The 15,158-nt window shown below is 67.8% G+C and carries 17 protein-coding genes; 16 read left to right on the top strand and 1 reads right to left on the bottom strand.

Annotation, left to right across the window (positions count from 1 at the left end):
* Positions 1-57 precede the first annotated feature (57 nt).
* The 11 genes from ARC23_RS19235 (at position 58) to map (ending at position 8,762) form a co-directional block, all read left to right on the top strand.
* Positions 58-894, top strand: a complete 837-nt coding sequence (locus tag ARC23_RS19235; protein ID WP_057498676.1) for an alpha/beta hydrolase — start codon at positions 58-60, stop codon at positions 892-894.
* Between the two features lies 1 nt (position 895).
* Positions 896-1,255 carry an EamA family transporter gene (locus tag ARC23_RS19240; RefSeq protein ID WP_057498677.1) on the top strand — a complete coding sequence of 120 codons (360 nt, stop codon included), beginning with the start codon at positions 896-898 and terminating at the stop codon, positions 1,253-1,255.
* Positions 1,252-1,650: a DMT family transporter gene (locus ARC23_RS19245; protein WP_057498678.1), complete on the top strand. Its 399-nt coding sequence runs from the start codon at positions 1,252-1,254 to the stop codon at positions 1,648-1,650. Before ARC23_RS19240 ends, ARC23_RS19245 begins: the two co-directional genes overlap by 4 nt.
* 10 nt (positions 1,651-1,660) lie before the next feature.
* Positions 1,661-2,863 (top strand): DegT/DnrJ/EryC1/StrS family aminotransferase, encoded by a 1,203-nt coding sequence (locus ARC23_RS19250; RefSeq protein WP_057498679.1) that lies wholly within the window; start codon positions 1,661-1,663, stop codon positions 2,861-2,863.
* Positions 2,864-3,036: 173 nt separating this feature from the next.
* Complete coding sequence (locus ARC23_RS19255; RefSeq protein ID WP_057498680.1) at positions 3,037-3,753, top strand: MtnX-like HAD-IB family phosphatase; 717 nt, start codon at positions 3,037-3,039, stop codon at positions 3,751-3,753.
* A 59-nt stretch (positions 3,754-3,812) separates the two neighbouring features.
* The gene (locus ARC23_RS19260; protein WP_057498681.1) at positions 3,813-5,213 is read left to right on the top strand and encodes an aspartate aminotransferase family protein; all 1,401 of its coding nucleotides are present in this window, start codon (positions 3,813-3,815) and stop codon (positions 5,211-5,213) included.
* 29 nt (positions 5,214-5,242) lie between these two features.
* On the top strand, positions 5,243-6,307 hold the full coding sequence (locus tag ARC23_RS19265) for a GNAT family N-acetyltransferase (RefSeq protein ID WP_057498682.1): 1,065 nt from the start codon (positions 5,243-5,245) through the stop codon (positions 6,305-6,307).
* A gap of 3 nt (positions 6,308-6,310) precedes the next feature.
* Positions 6,311-7,195 (top strand): arginase family protein, encoded by an 885-nt coding sequence (locus ARC23_RS19270; protein WP_057498683.1) that lies wholly within the window; start codon positions 6,311-6,313, stop codon positions 7,193-7,195.
* A 133-nt stretch (positions 7,196-7,328) separates the two neighbouring features.
* Positions 7,329-7,688, top strand: a complete 360-nt coding sequence (locus ARC23_RS19275; protein WP_057498684.1) for a bleomycin resistance protein — start codon at positions 7,329-7,331, stop codon at positions 7,686-7,688.
* Positions 7,689-7,756: 68 nt separating this feature from the next.
* On the top strand, positions 7,757-7,969 hold the full coding sequence (locus ARC23_RS19280) for a ParD-like family protein (RefSeq protein ID WP_057498685.1): 213 nt from the start codon (positions 7,757-7,759) through the stop codon (positions 7,967-7,969).
* 7 nt (positions 7,970-7,976) lie between these two features.
* Positions 7,977-8,762, top strand: coding sequence for a type I methionyl aminopeptidase (gene map / locus ARC23_RS19285; RefSeq protein WP_057498692.1), 786 nt, complete (start codon positions 7,977-7,979; stop codon positions 8,760-8,762).
* Here map and ARC23_RS19290 read toward each other — a convergent pair.
* Complete coding sequence (locus ARC23_RS19290) at positions 8,759-9,373, bottom strand: LysE/ArgO family amino acid transporter (RefSeq protein WP_057498686.1); 615 nt, start codon at positions 9,371-9,373, stop codon at positions 8,759-8,761. The genes map and ARC23_RS19290 overlap by 4 nt on opposite strands.
* Positions 9,374-9,477: 104 nt before the next feature.
* On the opposite strand from ARC23_RS19290, the gene ARC23_RS19295 reads away from it, so the two are divergent.
* The 5 genes from ARC23_RS19295 to ARC23_RS19315 all read left to right on the top strand — a co-directional run.
* Complete coding sequence (locus ARC23_RS19295) at positions 9,478-10,371, top strand: LysR family transcriptional regulator ArgP (protein ID WP_057498687.1); 894 nt, start codon at positions 9,478-9,480, stop codon at positions 10,369-10,371.
* A gap of 80 nt (positions 10,372-10,451) precedes the next feature.
* Positions 10,452-11,858, top strand: a complete 1,407-nt coding sequence (locus ARC23_RS19300) for a TolC family protein (protein ID WP_057498688.1) — start codon at positions 10,452-10,454, stop codon at positions 11,856-11,858.
* The gene (locus ARC23_RS19305; RefSeq protein ID WP_057498689.1) at positions 11,851-12,864 is read left to right on the top strand and encodes an HlyD family secretion protein; all 1,014 of its coding nucleotides are present in this window, start codon (positions 11,851-11,853) and stop codon (positions 12,862-12,864) included. Before ARC23_RS19300 ends, ARC23_RS19305 begins: the two co-directional genes overlap by 8 nt.
* Positions 12,849-14,036, top strand: coding sequence for an ABC transporter permease (locus ARC23_RS19310; protein ID WP_057498690.1), 1,188 nt, complete (start codon positions 12,849-12,851; stop codon positions 14,034-14,036). The genes ARC23_RS19305 and ARC23_RS19310 overlap by 16 nt, the downstream gene beginning before the upstream one ends.
* A partial coding sequence (locus ARC23_RS19315; RefSeq protein ID WP_057498691.1) for an ABC transporter permease occupies positions 14,033-15,158 on the top strand: 1,126 nt, incomplete at its 3' end. The genes ARC23_RS19310 and ARC23_RS19315, both read left to right, overlap by 4 nt.

Below are 15,158 nucleotides of genomic sequence, written 5' to 3' on the forward strand. Positions count from 1 at the left end.
CTGGCGAAAATCGCGCTTGCGATCCTGCCCTCCCCACTGCCGTCCCGGAGCCGCCAGGTGACCGACTCGCACGACTTCTTCCTCCCCGGTGGCCCGCAGGGCGTGCTGCTTGTGCATGGCCTGACCGGCACCCCGGCGGAAATGCGCATGCTCGGCAAGGGCCTGAACAGCGCCGGTTTCACCGTGCACGGGGTGCAGCTGCCCGGCCACTGCGGCACCGTGGACGATCTGCTGGCGACCACCTGGGAGCAGTGGTACCAGGGTGTGGAAGATGCGGCAGCTGCCCTGCGCGGCAAGGTCGACCAGCTGTTCGTCGGCGGCCTGTCGATGGGTGCGGTGCTGTCGCTGGCCCTGGCCGCACGCCGCCCGCACTGGGTCTCCGGCGTGGGGGTCTATGGCGCCACCTTCCGCTACGACGGCTGGAACATTCCCGCGGTGGCCCGCTTCTCGTTCCTGCTGCCCTGGTTCAAGCGCTTCAACATCGGCCGCGACCGCATGTTCATGGAGGAGCCGCCGTACGGCCTGCGTGACGAGCGCCTGCGCGCGCAGGTCAGTGCCGCCATGCTGTCCGGCGACAGCGCCGCCGCCGGCCTGCCGGGCAATCCCTGGCATGCGCTGGCCGAGATGCGGGCACTGAGCCACTGGACCCGCCGCCACCTGCATCAGGTCACTGCGCCGTGCCTGGTGATGCATGCCCGCGAGGACGACGTGGCCAGCATGGGCAATGCCGAACTGGTGATGTCGCGGGTCAGTGGCCCGAAGGAACTGGTGGTGCTGGAAGACAGCTACCACATGATCACCATCGACCGCGAACGCCGCGATGTGATCCGCCGCAGCGCGCGCTTCTTCAGCGAGATCAGCGAACGCAGCGGCGTACTCAAGGCGGTGGCCTGAAATGGGGGCACTTGCCACGCTGCTGTGGCTGGCCAACGTGGTGCTCGATACCGGTGGCCAGCTCGCCTTCAAGGCCGCCGCCAGCGACCCGCAGCAGGGCGAAGGCCTGCAGCGCTGGAAGCACATGCTCAGCCGGCCCTGGCTGTGGATCGGCATCGCCTGCTACGTGCTCGAGTTCGTCGCCTGGATCGCCTTCCTGTCACTGGTGCCACTGTCCAAGGGTGTGCTGCTGGGCTCCATCAATATCGTGGCGCTGATGATCGCCGGCCGCGTCCTGTTCCGTGAAAAGCTCACCCCGCTGCGGGTGACCGGCATGCTGCTGGTCACCGCCGGCGTGGCCGTGGTCGGGGCCGGCTCATGAGGCGCCTGTATGTGATCGGCTTCCCGCTGCTGATGGCCTTCGACACCCTGGCCCAGCTGTGCTTCAAGTACGCTGGCGATGCCGCGCTGCCGGTCGAGGCCAACACCGCCTGGCTGCTGCGGGTGCTGTCGCAGCCGTGGGTATATGGCGCCATACTCGGCTACATCGGTGCGTTCTTCACCTGGATGAGCCTGCTGCGCCATGCGCCGATCGGCCCTGCATTCGCCGCCTCACACCTGGAAGTGATCAGCGTGCTGCTGCTGTCGGCATGGCTGCTCAACGAGCCGCTGACCGTTCACCATCTGGTTGGCGCGGTGCTGATCGTGGCCGGGATCGTGTGCCTCGGCCGCGCCGAAGCGGATGACCCGCACAGCCCGGTCGAGAGCAGCGCATGAGCGCGCAGCAATGAGCCTGTTCGCGCGCGAACTTCCGCCCACCGCCGGCCTGCCACTGCAGGCCAGCGATTTCGTTCCCGGCGGCGACGATCTGCGCACGATCCTGGCCCACCAGCTCGGTACGCCGCCACTGCAGCTGACCTGCTCCGGCACGCATGCGCTGCTGATCGCGCTGCGTACGCTGCGCAAGCGCGCGCCACACCGCGATACCGTGATCATGCCGGCCTACACCTGCCCGCTGGTGCCGATCGCCGTGCACAGCCTGGGGCTGCGCGTGCAGGTGTGCGATACCCGCCACGGCCACTTCGACTTCGACCCTGGCCCGCTCAAGCGCCTGGCCGACACACGTACCCTGGCGATCCTGCCCACCCACCTGGGTGGGCGCATCGCCGATGTCGAGCTGGCCTGCGAGGTTGCCCGTGGTGCCGGCGCCTGGGTGATCGAAGATGCCGCGCAGGCACTTGGTGCACGCGTAGGCAACAACAGTGTCGGCCTGCGCGGTGATATCGGTTTCTTCAGCCTGGCCGCCGGCAAGGGCTTGAGCCTGCACGAGGGCGGCCTGCTGGTCAGCCGCGATGATGAGCTGCGCGCGGCGCTGGCCGAACATGCGACCCGGCATGTTCGTTTCAGCCTGCGCTGGGAGCTGCTGCGAAGCATGCAGCTGATGGGCCTTGCCGCCTGCTACCGCCCTTCGCTGCTGTCACTGGTGTACGGCAATCCACTGCGCGGCGCGCTGCGCCGTGGTGACGTCGAAGCCGCGGTCGGCGATGTTTTCGCGCTGGACATCCCTCAGCATCGGGTCAGCCGCTGGCGACAGAGCGTTGGTGCCAGAGCCGCACGGCGCCTGCCTGCGTTCCTGCAGGCCGGGCGCCTGCGTGCACTGCAACTGCGCGTGCAGCTGGCGCAACTGCCGGCGGTGGAGGTGGTTGATGGCGCGGCCGGAACCGGCGGCACCTGGCCGCTGCTGATGCTGCGGCTACCCAGCCAGCGTGCCCGCGATGCCGCATTGGCGGATCTGTGGCCACGCGGGCTCGGCGCCAGCCGCATGTTCATCCATGCCCTGCCCGATTACACCTACCTGCGTGGGATCGTGGCGCCGGCCGACGTACCCCATGCACGCGACTTCGCCGCGCGCATGCTCACCCTCGGCAACAGCGCCTGGCAGACGCCGGAAGAGACCGCGCAGATTCTGCAGGTGCTGGCGCGGGCCTGACTTCCGCATGCCTGCATCGGCAGCAGCCGGCGCATTCATCCTTGCACCTTCCTGAACGCTTTCCCTGCCGCGCGATGCGGCCTTTCGACAGGAAAGGAACGAGAAAGGCCGCCTGCCTACATTGAGCCTGCCCCGGCATCGTGCCGGACGCTTCTTTCATCGACGGACCTGCCATGCGCTGGAGCATCCTGTGTGACTTCGACGGCACCATCAGCCTCGAAGATGTCATCGACTCGCTGCTGGAGACATACGGCCAGCCGGGCTGGCAGGAACTGGAAGAGCAGTGGAAGTCGGGAAAGATCGGCTCGCGTGAATGCATGCAGGGCCAGGTGCGGCTGTTGAAGCTGGACCCGGCGACGCTCGATGCGCACCTGGACCAGGTGCAGATCGACCCGGGCTTCGCTGCCTTCGTTACCCGCGCCGAGCAGCTGGGCCTGCCACTGCGCATCGTCAGCGACGGCCTGGACTATGCGATCCATCGCATCCTCGCCAACCATGGCCTGCCGCCGCTGCCGGTGGTGGCCAACCACCTGAAGTGGTGCGAAGACCACTGGGAACTGGAATCGCCCTACCAGTCTGAAGGTTGCCGCAGCGGTACCTGCAAGTGCACCTGCGCCGCACAGGCGCGTACCAACGAAGCACCACGCGTGCTGATGATCGGCGACGGCAGCTCCGATTTCTGCGTCTCCGGGGATGCCGACTTCGTGTTCGCCAAGCGCCGCCTGATCACTCATTGCACCAAGTCCGGCATCGCGCATGCCGCCATCGATACCTTCCACGATGCCATCGCACTGCTGCCACGCCTGCTCGATGGCAGCCTGCTGCAGCCTCGCCACGTCGACGCCAGCCCGCAGCCGGCCGCTCTGCCCCTGCTGCTGGCCACCACCTGAGCACGCTCCTCTCCCCTCCTGTTGCCTCCTTACGAACGTCCTTCACGGAACCGGACCGCATGAACATTTTTGACAAGAACGCCGACGCCGCTGCCTCCGACGCGCAGCTGCTGGCCGACGAAGCCCGCTACAGCTCCTTCGGCGATACCGTCCACTACGTCGACCCGCCGAAGATCTTCCAGCGCGGCGAAGGCAGCTATATGTTCGACGGCGCGGGCGTGCCCTACCTCGACCTGCAGATGTGGTACTCGGCCTGCAACTTCGGCTACAGCAACAAGCGCCTCAACGACGCCCTGAAAGACCAGATCGACACCTTGCCGCAGGTCGCCAGCCAGTACCTGCACCCGACCCGCGTGCAGCTGGCCAAGACCATTGCCGTGGACATGCACGAGAAGTTCGGCCTCGACGGCCGCGTGCACTTCAACGTCGGCGGCGCACAGGCCATCGAGGATTCGCTGAAGATCGTGCGCAACGCGCGCGGCGGCAAGAGCCTGATGTTCGCCTTCGAAGGCGGCTACCACGGGCGCACCCTGGGTGCCTCGTCGATCACCTCCAGCTACCGCTACCGCCGCCGCTACGGCCACTTCGGCGAGCGCGCGATGTTCATCCCGTTCCCGTACCCATTCCGCCGCCCGAAGGGCATGACCCCGGACGAGTATTCCGACCACTGCGTGTGGCAGTTCGAACGCCTGTTCGAGAGCGAATACAACGGCGTGTGGGATCCCAAGGTCGGCCAGGCCGAGTACGCCGCGTTCTACGTCGAACCCATCCAGGGCACCGGTGGCTATGTCATCCCGCCGCGCAACTTCTTCACCGGCCTCAAGCGCGTGCTGGACAAGTACGGCATCCTGATGGTCGTCGATGAGATCCAGATGGGCTTCTGGCGCACCGGCAAGCTGTGGTCGATCGAGCACTTCGGCGTGACCCCGGACGTGCTGGTGTTCGGCAAGGCGCTGACCAACGGCCTGAACCCGCTGTCGGGCCTGTGGGCACGCGAAGAACTGATCAACCCGACCGTGTTCCCGCCGGGCTCCACCCACTCCACCTTCAACTCCAACCCGCTGGGAACCCGCCTGGGCCTGGAAGTGCTGAAGCTGGGCAAGGAAATGGATTACGAGCGCACTGTGCCGGAAAAGGGTGCGTACTTCCTCGATGGCCTGCGTGGCCTGCAGAAGCGCCACCCGGAAATCGGCGACGTCGACGGCCTGGGCCTGGCCCTGCGCGCAGAAATCTGCCAGGCCGACGGTTACACCCCGAACAAGGAGCTGCTGGACCGCATGGTCGACATCGGCCTGGCCGGTGACCTGCTGCACGACGGCAAGCGCATGGGCCTCGTGCTCGACGTGGGTGGCTGGTACAAGAACGTGATCACTTTCGCGCCGTCGCTGGACATCAGCTACGAAGAGATCGACCTGGCGATCACCCTGCTCGACCAGGCGCTGGCCAAGGCCAAGGGCTGAGGCCGGATGCGCTGCCGGTTCCCGTGCCGATGGAGATGACGTCACGTGCATCCAGCACCGCGCTGGAACCGGCCGCGCTGCTGGAGGGCTTCCTGGCCCATCCGCCGCTCGGATTCGAGGCAGGCCGCCTTCCCAGCGGCCTGCCGACCTTCCGCGCGCCGCTGGACCTGACCACCACCATGGACGACGAGCTGCGCGGCAGGCTGCTCGGCCTGCCGCTGTCGCGCCTGTGGCGGCCGTGGATCACCTGGCAGACCCGCTTCGTCGGTGCCACCAGCACCGAGTACACCCCGCTGCCGGCGCACGTTGCGGCGGAGGCACTGGCCGAGGACGTGACGCGTCACGCGATCGGCGACACCCGCCTGCTGGTGGTCAAGGACCTGGCGGTCGAATCACCGCTGCTGGACGACGCCGCCAACGCGCACAGTGCGGCCTTCCTGCAGGCCTTGCGGGCGCGCGGCTTTGTCGCGCTGGACGGCATGCCGCTGGCCTGGGTGGCGATCGATTTCGATTCGCTCGATGGCTATCTCGGCCGCCTGTCGTCGTCGCGCCGCAAGAACATCCGGCGCAAGCTGCGCTCGCGCGATGACCTGCAGATCGACTGCATCGCCACAGGTGATCCGGCTCTGGCCGACCCGCAGCTGCAGGCCGAGCTATACGCACTGTACCTGGCCGTGTACGCGCAGAGCGCAGTGCATTTCGACCAGCTCGACCTGCCCTATTTCCAGTACCTGCTGGCCGACAGCCACGGCCAGGGACGGATGTTCCTGTACCGCCACCAGGGCCAGCTGATCGGCTGGAACCTGTGCTACGTGCATGCCGGCAAGCTGGTGGACAAGTACATCGGCCTGGCTTACCCGCAGTCGCGCGAGCACAACCTGTACGCAGTCAGCTGGATGCACAACCTCGAGTACGCGCTGCAGCACGGCCTCAGCCACTACGTGGCAGGCTGGACCGATTCGCGTATCAAGGCCGAACTGGGTGCCCGCTTCACCTCCACCCGGCACGCGATCCACGCCCGCTCACCGCTGTTGCGTGCGGCGCTGCGCAGGCTGGCCCCATACCTGCAGGGCGAACCGGATGGAGGCGGCTGAGCGATGCAGTCGCGTTCCCCACTCATCCTCGACCTGGACGGTGGCGTGCTGCCGCTGCCGCAGGCGCAGACCCTGGCGCTGCCGCACTGGCATGATCGGCTGCGCTTTGCCTGCAGCAACGCCACCCTGGCTCGCTTCAGCACTGAAGTGCTGGCACCGCTGCCTGCGCAGCTCGGCACGGTGATGCTCGGCAGTGGCGACTTCCACCATCTCAGCCTGCCGCTGCTGCAGCGCATGCGCACACAGCCGCCGTTCCAGCTGGTGGTCCTGGACAACCATCCGGACAACATGCGTTTTCCGTTCGGCATGCACTGCGGTTCATGGGTGAATGCTGCCAGCAAGCTGACCCGGATCTCGCACATCCATGTGCTGGGCATCACCTCCAGCGACATCGGTCTCGGCCATGCCTGGGAAAACCACTGGCGCCCACTGATGGGTGGCCGCCTGACATACTGGTGCACGGACGTGGATGTCAGCTGGGGCCATCGCCTCGGCATGGGCCACGCGTTCCGCCGCTTCGAACACCCCGAGGCGCTGGTGGCGGCGTTCGCCGCCGAGCAGGCCGCGGCGCCGCAACCCACCTACCTTTCGATCGACAAGGATGTGTTCGCCGAGGATGTAGCGCGCAGCAACTGGGACCAGGGCCGATTCCAGCTTGAAGACGCACTGGTGGTGATCGAGGCCCTGCGCACCGGCGGCCTGGTCGGCAGTGACATCACCGGCGAAGTATCGTTGGCCGGGTACCGCAGCCGGTTCAAGCGCTGGCTGTCATCGCTGGACGGCCAGCCCGACATCCGCGCCGATGCGCTTCCGGCCTGGCAGGCCCGGCACCAGCAGGTGAACCGCGAGCTGCTGGCCGCGATGGCCTCGGTGCCAGCCGCCTGCTGACCGCTTCCGGTCGTGCCGGCCGCTGGCCGGCAATGCCAACCAAGGTTGGCAACTACCTCATTGTTCCCGGGCGCATGCGGATGCCGGCCAGCGGCCGGCTCTACACTGGGCTCCTGCCCCAGGAGTCCTCGCCATGCCCCAGACCGTCATCCCGCAACTGCGCATGCGCCACGCCGATGCCACCCTGCCGTTCTACGTGCAGGGGCTGGGCTTTGTGGTCGACTGGGAGCATCGCTTCGAGCCTGGCTTTCCGCTGTTCGCCCAGCTCACCCGCGATGGCCACACGATCTTCCTCACCGAGCACAGCGGCGACTGCGAAGTTGGCGGCGCGGTGTACTTCATCGTCGAGGACGTAGACGCCCTGCACCGCGCCTTCAGTGCCGCAGGCGTCCCCATCGAACAGCCGCCGCATGACACCGCATGGGGCAGCCGCGAGATGCTGCTGCGCGACCCCGACGGCAACCGCCTGCGTTTTGCCACCCACGTGGACTGAACGATGCGCGCTTGAGGCGGATATACGGAACATATATGCTTCGTATATCCATTCCGCCAGGACCGCCCATGGGCATCGTCAACATCGATGACACCCTGCACGACCAGCTGCGCCGTGCCTGCACCGTCTCCAGCCGCTCGATCAACGCCCAGGCCAGCTTCTGGATCCGGGTCGGCATGCTGTGCGAGATGAACCCGACGCTGAGCTTCCAGGACATCGTCGCCAGCGAACTGCGCGCGGCTGGCGTCCAGCCACAGTCGCTGGCGCCCGGGCGGGCCTGACATGGCGATGATCAAGCAGCCGCACGAAATCGCGTTGATGGCCGAATCCGGGCGCCTGCTGGCGCAGGTGTTCGCCGCGCTCGACCGGTTGCCGCTGCAGGGACGCAGCACGATGGAGATCAACGACTTCGTCGAGCGCATGATCGTCGACGAGCTGCAGGCGCGGCCGGCCAGCAAGGGCCAGTACGGCTTCCCGTATGTGCTCAACAGCTCGATCGACAACGTGATCTGCCACGGCGTTCCCAGCGCCACCGACGTGCTGCGCAGCGGCCAGATCGTCAACCTCGACATCACCCTGGAAAAGAACGGGTACATCGCCGACTCCAGCACCACCTACCTGGTGGGTGAGGTCGACTACACCGCGCGCAGGCTGGTGCAGGCCACCTACCAGGCGATGTGGAAAGGCATCGCCGCAGTGCGCCCCGGCGCGCGCCTGGGTGACATCGGCCACGCCATCGCCCGCCACGCGCGCAGCCACGGCTACAGCGTGGTGAAGGAGTACTGCGGCCATGGCATCGGCCAGGAAATGCACGAGGAACCGCAGATCCTGCATTACGGCCATCCCAACACCGGCAGGGTGCTGGAAGAAGGCATGGTGTTCACCATCGAGCCGATGCTCAACCAGGGCAAGCCGGCCATCCGCCAGCAGCCGGACGAATGGCCGGTCTACACCCGCGACGGCAAGCTGTCGGCGCAGTTCGAACACACCGTGGCGGTCACCGGCCAGAGCGTGCGTGTGCTGACCCTGCGCCCGGGCGAAACGCCGTTGTGCGCGCTGGATGATGCCGCCTAGAGCGGACGCAGCAACAGCAGCGTGGCCAGGCAGAACATGAACACCGCGACGCCTGCGTCCAGCACCCGCCAGGCGGTGGGATTGCGGAACATCGGTTGCAGCAGCCGCGCGCCGTAACCCAGCGCGCAGAACCAGGCCACGCTGGCGGCACATGCGCCGGCGGCGAATGCCCAGCGTAGATGGCCGGGATAGCGCGTGGACAGGCTGCCGAGCAGCACCACCGTATCCAGGTACACGTGCGGATTGAGCAGGGTGAAGGCCAGACAGGCCAACAACACCTGCCGACGACTGCCGCCCTGCGCATCGTCCACGGCCAGTGCACCGCCACCGCGCCACGCGCGCAGGCCGGCCTGCAGGCCATACCAGAGCAGGAACGCTGCGCCGCCGAAGCGCAGTACCTGCAGCAGCAGCGGCCATTGCATCACCAGCGCCCCCATGCCGCCCACGCCGGCCAGAATCAGCGCAATGTCCGCGCCCGCGCAGGCAAGCACCACCGTCCCCACGTGGCGACGTTGCAGCCCCTGGCGCAACACGAAGGCGTTCTGCGCGCCAATGGCGATGATCAGGCCGGCGCCTGCAAGCAGGCCGGCGATGGTGGCGGCAATCCACATCGGGACGGACGGGCAGCGAAGGGATGCGCAGGGTGCGGCCGGGATCCTGATAAGGCAAACTGGTTTTTCTTTATCCTGTGCAGAAAAACTGAAGAGGCGCCTGCATGGACCTGGTACACCCGCAACTGGCTGCCTTCGCGGCTGTGCTGGAGGAAGGCAGCTTCGAAGCCGCTGCACGCCGCCTGTCGATCAGCCCCTCGGCCCTGTCGCAACGGATCAAGGCACTGGAAGACCGGCTGGGCCAGGTGCTGGTGGTGCGCCAGGCACCGTGCCGCCCTACGGCCGCTGGCGAGGCGCTGCTGCGACGGGTGCGGCCGATGCAGGCGCTGGAGGCGGAGGCACTGGCCGAGCTGCTGCCCGAGCGTGGCAGCGACGCCGCACGTACGCCGATCCCCTTGGCGGTCAACGACGATTCGCTCGATACCTGGTTCGTGCCGGCCATCGCCGACCTGTACCAGCGCCATGGTTACCTGTTCGACCTGCGCATGGACGACCAGGACCACACCCTGCAGCTGCTGCGCGACGGCAGCGTGCTCGGCGCGGTCACTGCCGAAAGCCAACCGGTGAAGGGATGCAACGTGCACCTGCTCGGCGCGATGCGCTACCACGCCATCGCCTCGCCCGGTTTCGCCCGCCAGTACTTCAGCGACGGCATGCAGGCTGCGGCACTGGCCCGCGCACCGATGCTGGTATTCAACCGCAAGGATGAACTGCAATGGCGCTTCGTGCGTCGGCTGACCCGCGCGCGGTTGCAGCCGCCGTTACACTACCTGCCCTCCTCCACGGGTTTCGTCGAAGCCGCCGCGTGCGGACTCGGCTGGGGCATGGCCCCGGAAACGCTGGCCGCCCCGGCCGTGCGCGCCGGCCGCGTGGTGGTACTGGAACCCCATCGCTGGCTCGACGTGCCGCTGTACTGGCAGCATGCCGCCGTGCGCTCGAGCACGCTGCAGCACATCACCCAGGCGCTGCGTTCCGCCGCCAGCGGCACCCTTCGTTGAGGACCACACATGATGACCGCAGACCCGGGCTTCACGCCTCGCGCACTAACGTTTGCGCACTTCTTCACTACTGGGACCGCATGGGCGTGATCGGCCGACGTACAAGGACGCACCGCGCGACGGCGGCGCTGGCGCTGGCGCTGGCGGCCAGCCAGCCGTTCGCGGCCTCCGCGCAGAGCACCGCCGATGCACCGGCGCTGGACTGGGAGCAGGCGCGGCAACGCCTGGAACAGGTCTCCGACGCGCTCGCCGCTGCCGACGCGGCCGTGCGCAACAAGCAGGACCTGCAAGACGCCACACGCCTGCTGCGCCTGCCGGAGATCACCGGCGAAGTGCGCCGCCTGCAGTTCCAGAAGACCCTTACCCTGCCCTTGGGTTCGCTGGCGCCGGTAGCTGAGGCCTTTGGCATCGACTCACCGCTGTCGTTCACCGAGCGCGACTGGCGCACGCGCCCGGTGGTGACCGCGGTGCTGCCGCTGTACACCGGTGGCGTGATCCCGGCCGCACAGCGTGCCGCCAGCGCCGCCCACGAACAGGCCAGCGCCGAACGTGAGGCGCAACGCCAGTCACTGACCGTGCAGCTGGCCCAGGCCTATTTCGGCCAGCGCCTGGCCGAACAGGCGGTGGACGTGCGCCGTGATGTGCGCGATGGCTTGAACCGGCACCTGTCCGACGCGGAAAAGCTGGAGCGCGAGGGCTTCGCCACGCGTGCCCAGCGCCTGCAGGCCACCGTGGCCCGCGACAAGGCCGAGCGCGAGTACCAGAAGACGGTGAACGACCTGGCCACGCTCAAGGCCGCGCTGTCCACGCTGCTGCGCAGCGGCGGCGAGGTGCAGCCGGTATCGCCGCTGTTCGTGCAGCGGGTGCCGCTGGAACCCGTCGCCAGCTTCGAGCGCACCGCCCAGGCACGCCAGCCTCAGATCGCGCGCCTGCGGGCGATGGTGGCGCAGGCCGAACAGGGCGTGCGCGTGCAGCAGGCCAAGTTGAAACCGCAGATCTTCGCCTTCGGCCAATACGACTTCCGCCGCCGCGACGAGATGCTGACCGATCCGGACTGGGCGTTCGGCATCGGCCTGAAATACACCTTCCTGTCGCCGAACTCGCGACCGGCGCAGATCAGCGCTGCGCGTGCGCAGCAGGAGCAGGCCGAGGCCGGCCTGCGCGAGGCCGAGAACCAGGTCGCGCTGGGCGTGCGCAAGGCCTGGAACGAACTGGAGACCGCGCGCCAGCAGTTCGTGCTGCTCGACAGCAGCATCGCCCAGGCCCAGGAAAACCTGCGCCTGCAGGAGCTGGCATTCCGCGAAGGCCAGGCGACCTCGCTGGATGTGATCGACGCGCGGCTCGGCCTGGGCGGCGCCCGTGTCGAGCGCGCACAGGCCGCCTACCAATACGATATTGCGCTGGCACAGTTGCTGGAGGTCAGTGGACAGATGGACCGTTTCGAAGAGTTCCGGCGGCGTGCGGACGAGGTGATCGACCATGAGTGATGTACTGCACGACGACGCGACGACGCCCCCGGGCAAGCGCCGGTTGGGACCGATCCTGGTGGTGGTATTGCTGGTCGTGGTGGTGCTCGGCCTGTGGCTGGCCTGGCGCAGCCCGGCCGACCAGATCCAGGGCATGGCCGATGCGGACACCATCAACGTGGCCGCCAAGATCACCGCGCGCGTGGCCGAACTGAAGGTACGTGAGGGCGACCGTGTGCAGCCCGGGCAGGTGCTGTTCCTGCTCGACAGTCCCGAAGTGGCCGCCAAGGAACAGCAGGCGCACGGCGCATTGGCCGCCGCACAGGCGGTGGCCGACAAGGCCGACGAAGGTGCGCGCAGCGAGGACATCCGCGCCGCAGAAGCCAACTGGAAGCGCGCCGAAGCCGGAGCAACGCTGGCCGAAGCCACCTACCAGCGCGTGCAGAACCTGTTCAACGAAGGAGTGATGACCCGGCAGAAGCGCGATGAGGCGCGTGCCCAGGCCACCAGTTCGCGCGAGCTGGCGCGCGCCGCCCGCGCGCAGTACGACATGGCACTGGCCGGCGCACGCGAGCAGGACAAGCGTGCCGCGCAGGGCCAGGTGCAGCAGGCACAGGGCGCGGTGGCCGAGGTCAACGCCGCGCGTGTCGAAGTGGAAGGGCGCGCGCCGGTGGCGGGCGAGATCAACAAGCGCATGGCCGACCCGGGCGAACTGGTGCCGGCCGGCTACCCGGTGTTCACCCTGGTCGACATCGACCGCATGTGGGTGGCGATGAACCTGCGCGAATCGCAGATGCAGGGCCTGAAGGTCGGCAGCAAGCTGAAAGGCAGCGTGCCGGCGCTCGGCCTGGACGGCGAGTTCGAGGTCTATTTCATCAACCCGGCCGGCGACTATGCAACCTGGCGTACCACCCGCCAGTCGTCCGGCTATGACGTCCGCAGCTTCGAGGTGCGGGTGCGCCCGGTACGCCGCATCGAGGGCTTCCGCCCCGGCATGAGCGTGCTGTTCGCATGGCCCCAGCACTGAGCCCGGACCGCCAGGGCTTCGCCGCTTCATGGCGGCGCGAGCTGCGCGCGCTGCGCGGCAACCGCGCCGACCTGTTGCTGGTCACGCTGTTGCCGGTGCTGATGCTGGTGCTGATGGCATGGATGTTCACGCCCTCGGTGATGCGCGACATCCCCATCGCCGTGGTCGATCTCGACCACAGCAGTGACAGCCGCCTGCTGCTGCGCATGCTCGACGCCAGCCCGGGCGTGCGCATCGCCAGCCAGCCCACGGACCTGGAAGAAGCACGTTCGCAGTTGCGCAGCCTGGACGTGTTCGCCATCGTGCTGGTGCCGCGCGATGCCACCCGGCAGGCGTTGCGTGGCCGCCAGGGCACGGTGTTCGCCTATTACAACGCCACTTACATGACCACTGGCCAGTCCGCCGCGCGTGATATCGGCGATGCGGTCTCGGCCTGGAACGCGCGCCTGCTGCGTGAGCGCATCGGCCTGCAGGTCGGCCCGGGCAAGCTGCGCGCGGCACCGATCGCGGTGCAGTCGGACATTCTGTACAACCCGGCGCGCAGCTACGAGTTGTTCCTGCTGCCGTTGATCTTCCCGGCGGTATTGTCGCTGGTACTGGCACTTGCGGTGGCTGGCAGCCTCGGCCGCGAGATCCGCGATCGCACCCTGCCCGGCTGGCTGGACCGCACTCCGTGGGCGTCCATCGCTGGGAAGTGCGCGCCGTATGTCCTGCTGTTCTCGCTGTATGGCGCGCTCGGCCTCGGCTACCTGGCCTGGCTGCGGGGTGATGGCGTGGCCGGCAGCGTGCTGCTGCTGGTGCTCGCGCAACCGTTGTTCTATCTGGCCACCGCCGCCTACGCGCTGTTCTTCGTCGGCGTCACCCGCGACATGGGCACTGCACTGTCCGCGGTGGGTCTCAGCATCGGTACTGCACTGGCATTTTCCAGCGCCACCTTCCCGGTGCTGGACGGCCCCCTGTTCACCCGCGTCTGGCATCAGCTGCTGCCGCTCAGCGCTTACATCAAGCTGCAGACCCAGCAGCAGTTCATCGGTTCGCCGCTGCTGGTCTCGCTATGGCCGCTGGCTACGCTGCTGCTGATGTCCATCGTTGCCGGCGGTACCGGCGGCCTGCGCCTCATCGCTTTCGCGCGCACTCCGGAAGCGGCGCAACCCGCGGGAGCCGACGCATGAGCGCACTCTGGCGCAGCCTGCGGCAGACCCTGATGGCGGTGCTGTGCGACCGCTACGCGATCGTGGTGATGGTCGGCGCGGTGATCCTGTACTCGTTCTTCTACCCGGCCGCGTATCGTCACCAGGTGGCCGGCAACCTGCCGGTGCTGGTGGTGGACGAAGACCACAGCGCGACCAGCCGCGAGCTGCTGCGCAAGCTCGACGCACTGCGCGTTGCGCGCGTGGTCGGCCAGCCAGCGGACGTCGACAGTGCGCGCCAACAACTGGAAGCCGGCCATGCAGAAGGCATCGTGCTGATCCCGGCCAACCTGGAGCGCGACATCCTGCGCGGCCACCCGGCCAAGCTGGTGCTGCTCGGCAACGGCGCCTACCTGGGCCGTGCCAGCTGGGTGCTGGGCAGCGTGGCCGATGCACTGGGCGCATTCGGGCGCGATGCGGTGGTCGGCCAGGCCGCCTTCATGGGCGCGCCGCAGGCACCACCGGTCACCCTCGTGCAGCGCCCGCTGTACAACACCCAGGAAGGCTATGGCAGCGCCATCGTGCCCGGCGTGGCCGAACTGATCGTGCACCAGACGCTGCTGATGGGCATCGGCGTCCTGCTCGGCGGCCGCCGCCTCGCGCTCGGCCGGCGCCTGCGCTTCGACCTGCCGACCCTGGCCGGCATGGCGATGGGCTTCGGCCTGATCGGCCTGTTCGGCCTGTTCTACTATGCCGGCTTCACCGCCTGGGTGCAGGACTATCCACGCGGCGGCAACCCGCTGGGCCAACTGCTGGGCGGCACCCTGTTCATCGCCGCCACGGTGGCCTTCGGCCTGTTCGTGGGCAGCTTCTTCCGCACCCGCGAACGCGCGTTCCAGTACATCGTCGCCACCTCGATCCCGCTGTTCTTCCTGGCCAACCTGTCGTGGCCGGCAGTGATGACGCCGCAACCACTGGTCTGGCTGGCACACCTGCTGCCGACCACCTCGGGCATCAACCTGATGGTGCGCCTGAACCAGATGGACGCCCGCCTGGCCGACGTCAGCCACGAGCTGATCACGCTCACCGCCCTGCTCATGCTCTACGGCACCCTCGCCACCTGGCGCCTCCTCGCAAAAAAGGGGACGGAGGGAATTAAGTCGT

The organism is Stenotrophomonas beteli (genome assembly GCF_001431665.1).
GTDB lineage: Bacteria > Pseudomonadota > Gammaproteobacteria > Xanthomonadales > Xanthomonadaceae > Stenotrophomonas > Stenotrophomonas beteli.

Bases quoted from the DNA above. Each gene is read 5' to 3' on its own strand.
- ARC23_RS19240 (WP_057498677.1), top strand. From the start codon at position 896: ATGGGGGCACTTGCCACGCTGCTGTGGCTGGCCAACGTGGTGCTCGAT.
- ARC23_RS19245 (WP_057498678.1), top strand. From the start codon at position 1,252: ATGAGGCGCCTGTATGTGATCGGCTTCCCGCTGCTGATGGCCTTCGAC.
- ARC23_RS19250 (WP_057498679.1), top strand. From the start codon at position 1,661: ATGAGCCTGTTCGCGCGCGAACTTCCGCCCACCGCCGGCCTGCCACTG.
- ARC23_RS19255 (WP_057498680.1), top strand. From the start codon at position 3,037: ATGCGCTGGAGCATCCTGTGTGACTTCGACGGCACCATCAGCCTCGAA.
- ARC23_RS19260 (WP_057498681.1), top strand. From the start codon at position 3,813: ATGAACATTTTTGACAAGAACGCCGACGCCGCTGCCTCCGACGCGCAG.
- ARC23_RS19265 (WP_057498682.1), top strand. From the start codon at position 5,243: ATGGAGATGACGTCACGTGCATCCAGCACCGCGCTGGAACCGGCCGCG.
- ARC23_RS19270 (WP_057498683.1), top strand. From the start codon at position 6,311: ATGCAGTCGCGTTCCCCACTCATCCTCGACCTGGACGGTGGCGTGCTG.
- ARC23_RS19275 (WP_057498684.1), top strand. From the start codon at position 7,329: ATGCCCCAGACCGTCATCCCGCAACTGCGCATGCGCCACGCCGATGCC.
- ARC23_RS19280 (WP_057498685.1), top strand. From the start codon at position 7,757: ATGGGCATCGTCAACATCGATGACACCCTGCACGACCAGCTGCGCCGT.
- map (WP_057498692.1), top strand. From the start codon at position 7,977: ATGATCAAGCAGCCGCACGAAATCGCGTTGATGGCCGAATCCGGGCGC.
- ARC23_RS19290 (WP_057498686.1), bottom strand. From the start codon at position 9,373: ATGTGGATTGCCGCCACCATCGCCGGCCTGCTTGCAGGCGCCGGCCTG.
- ARC23_RS19295 (WP_057498687.1), top strand. From the start codon at position 9,478: ATGGACCTGGTACACCCGCAACTGGCTGCCTTCGCGGCTGTGCTGGAG.
- ARC23_RS19300 (WP_057498688.1), top strand. From the start codon at position 10,452: ATGGGCGTGATCGGCCGACGTACAAGGACGCACCGCGCGACGGCGGCG.
- ARC23_RS19305 (WP_057498689.1), top strand. From the start codon at position 11,851: ATGAGTGATGTACTGCACGACGACGCGACGACGCCCCCGGGCAAGCGC.
- ARC23_RS19310 (WP_057498690.1), top strand. From the start codon at position 12,849: ATGGCCCCAGCACTGAGCCCGGACCGCCAGGGCTTCGCCGCTTCATGG.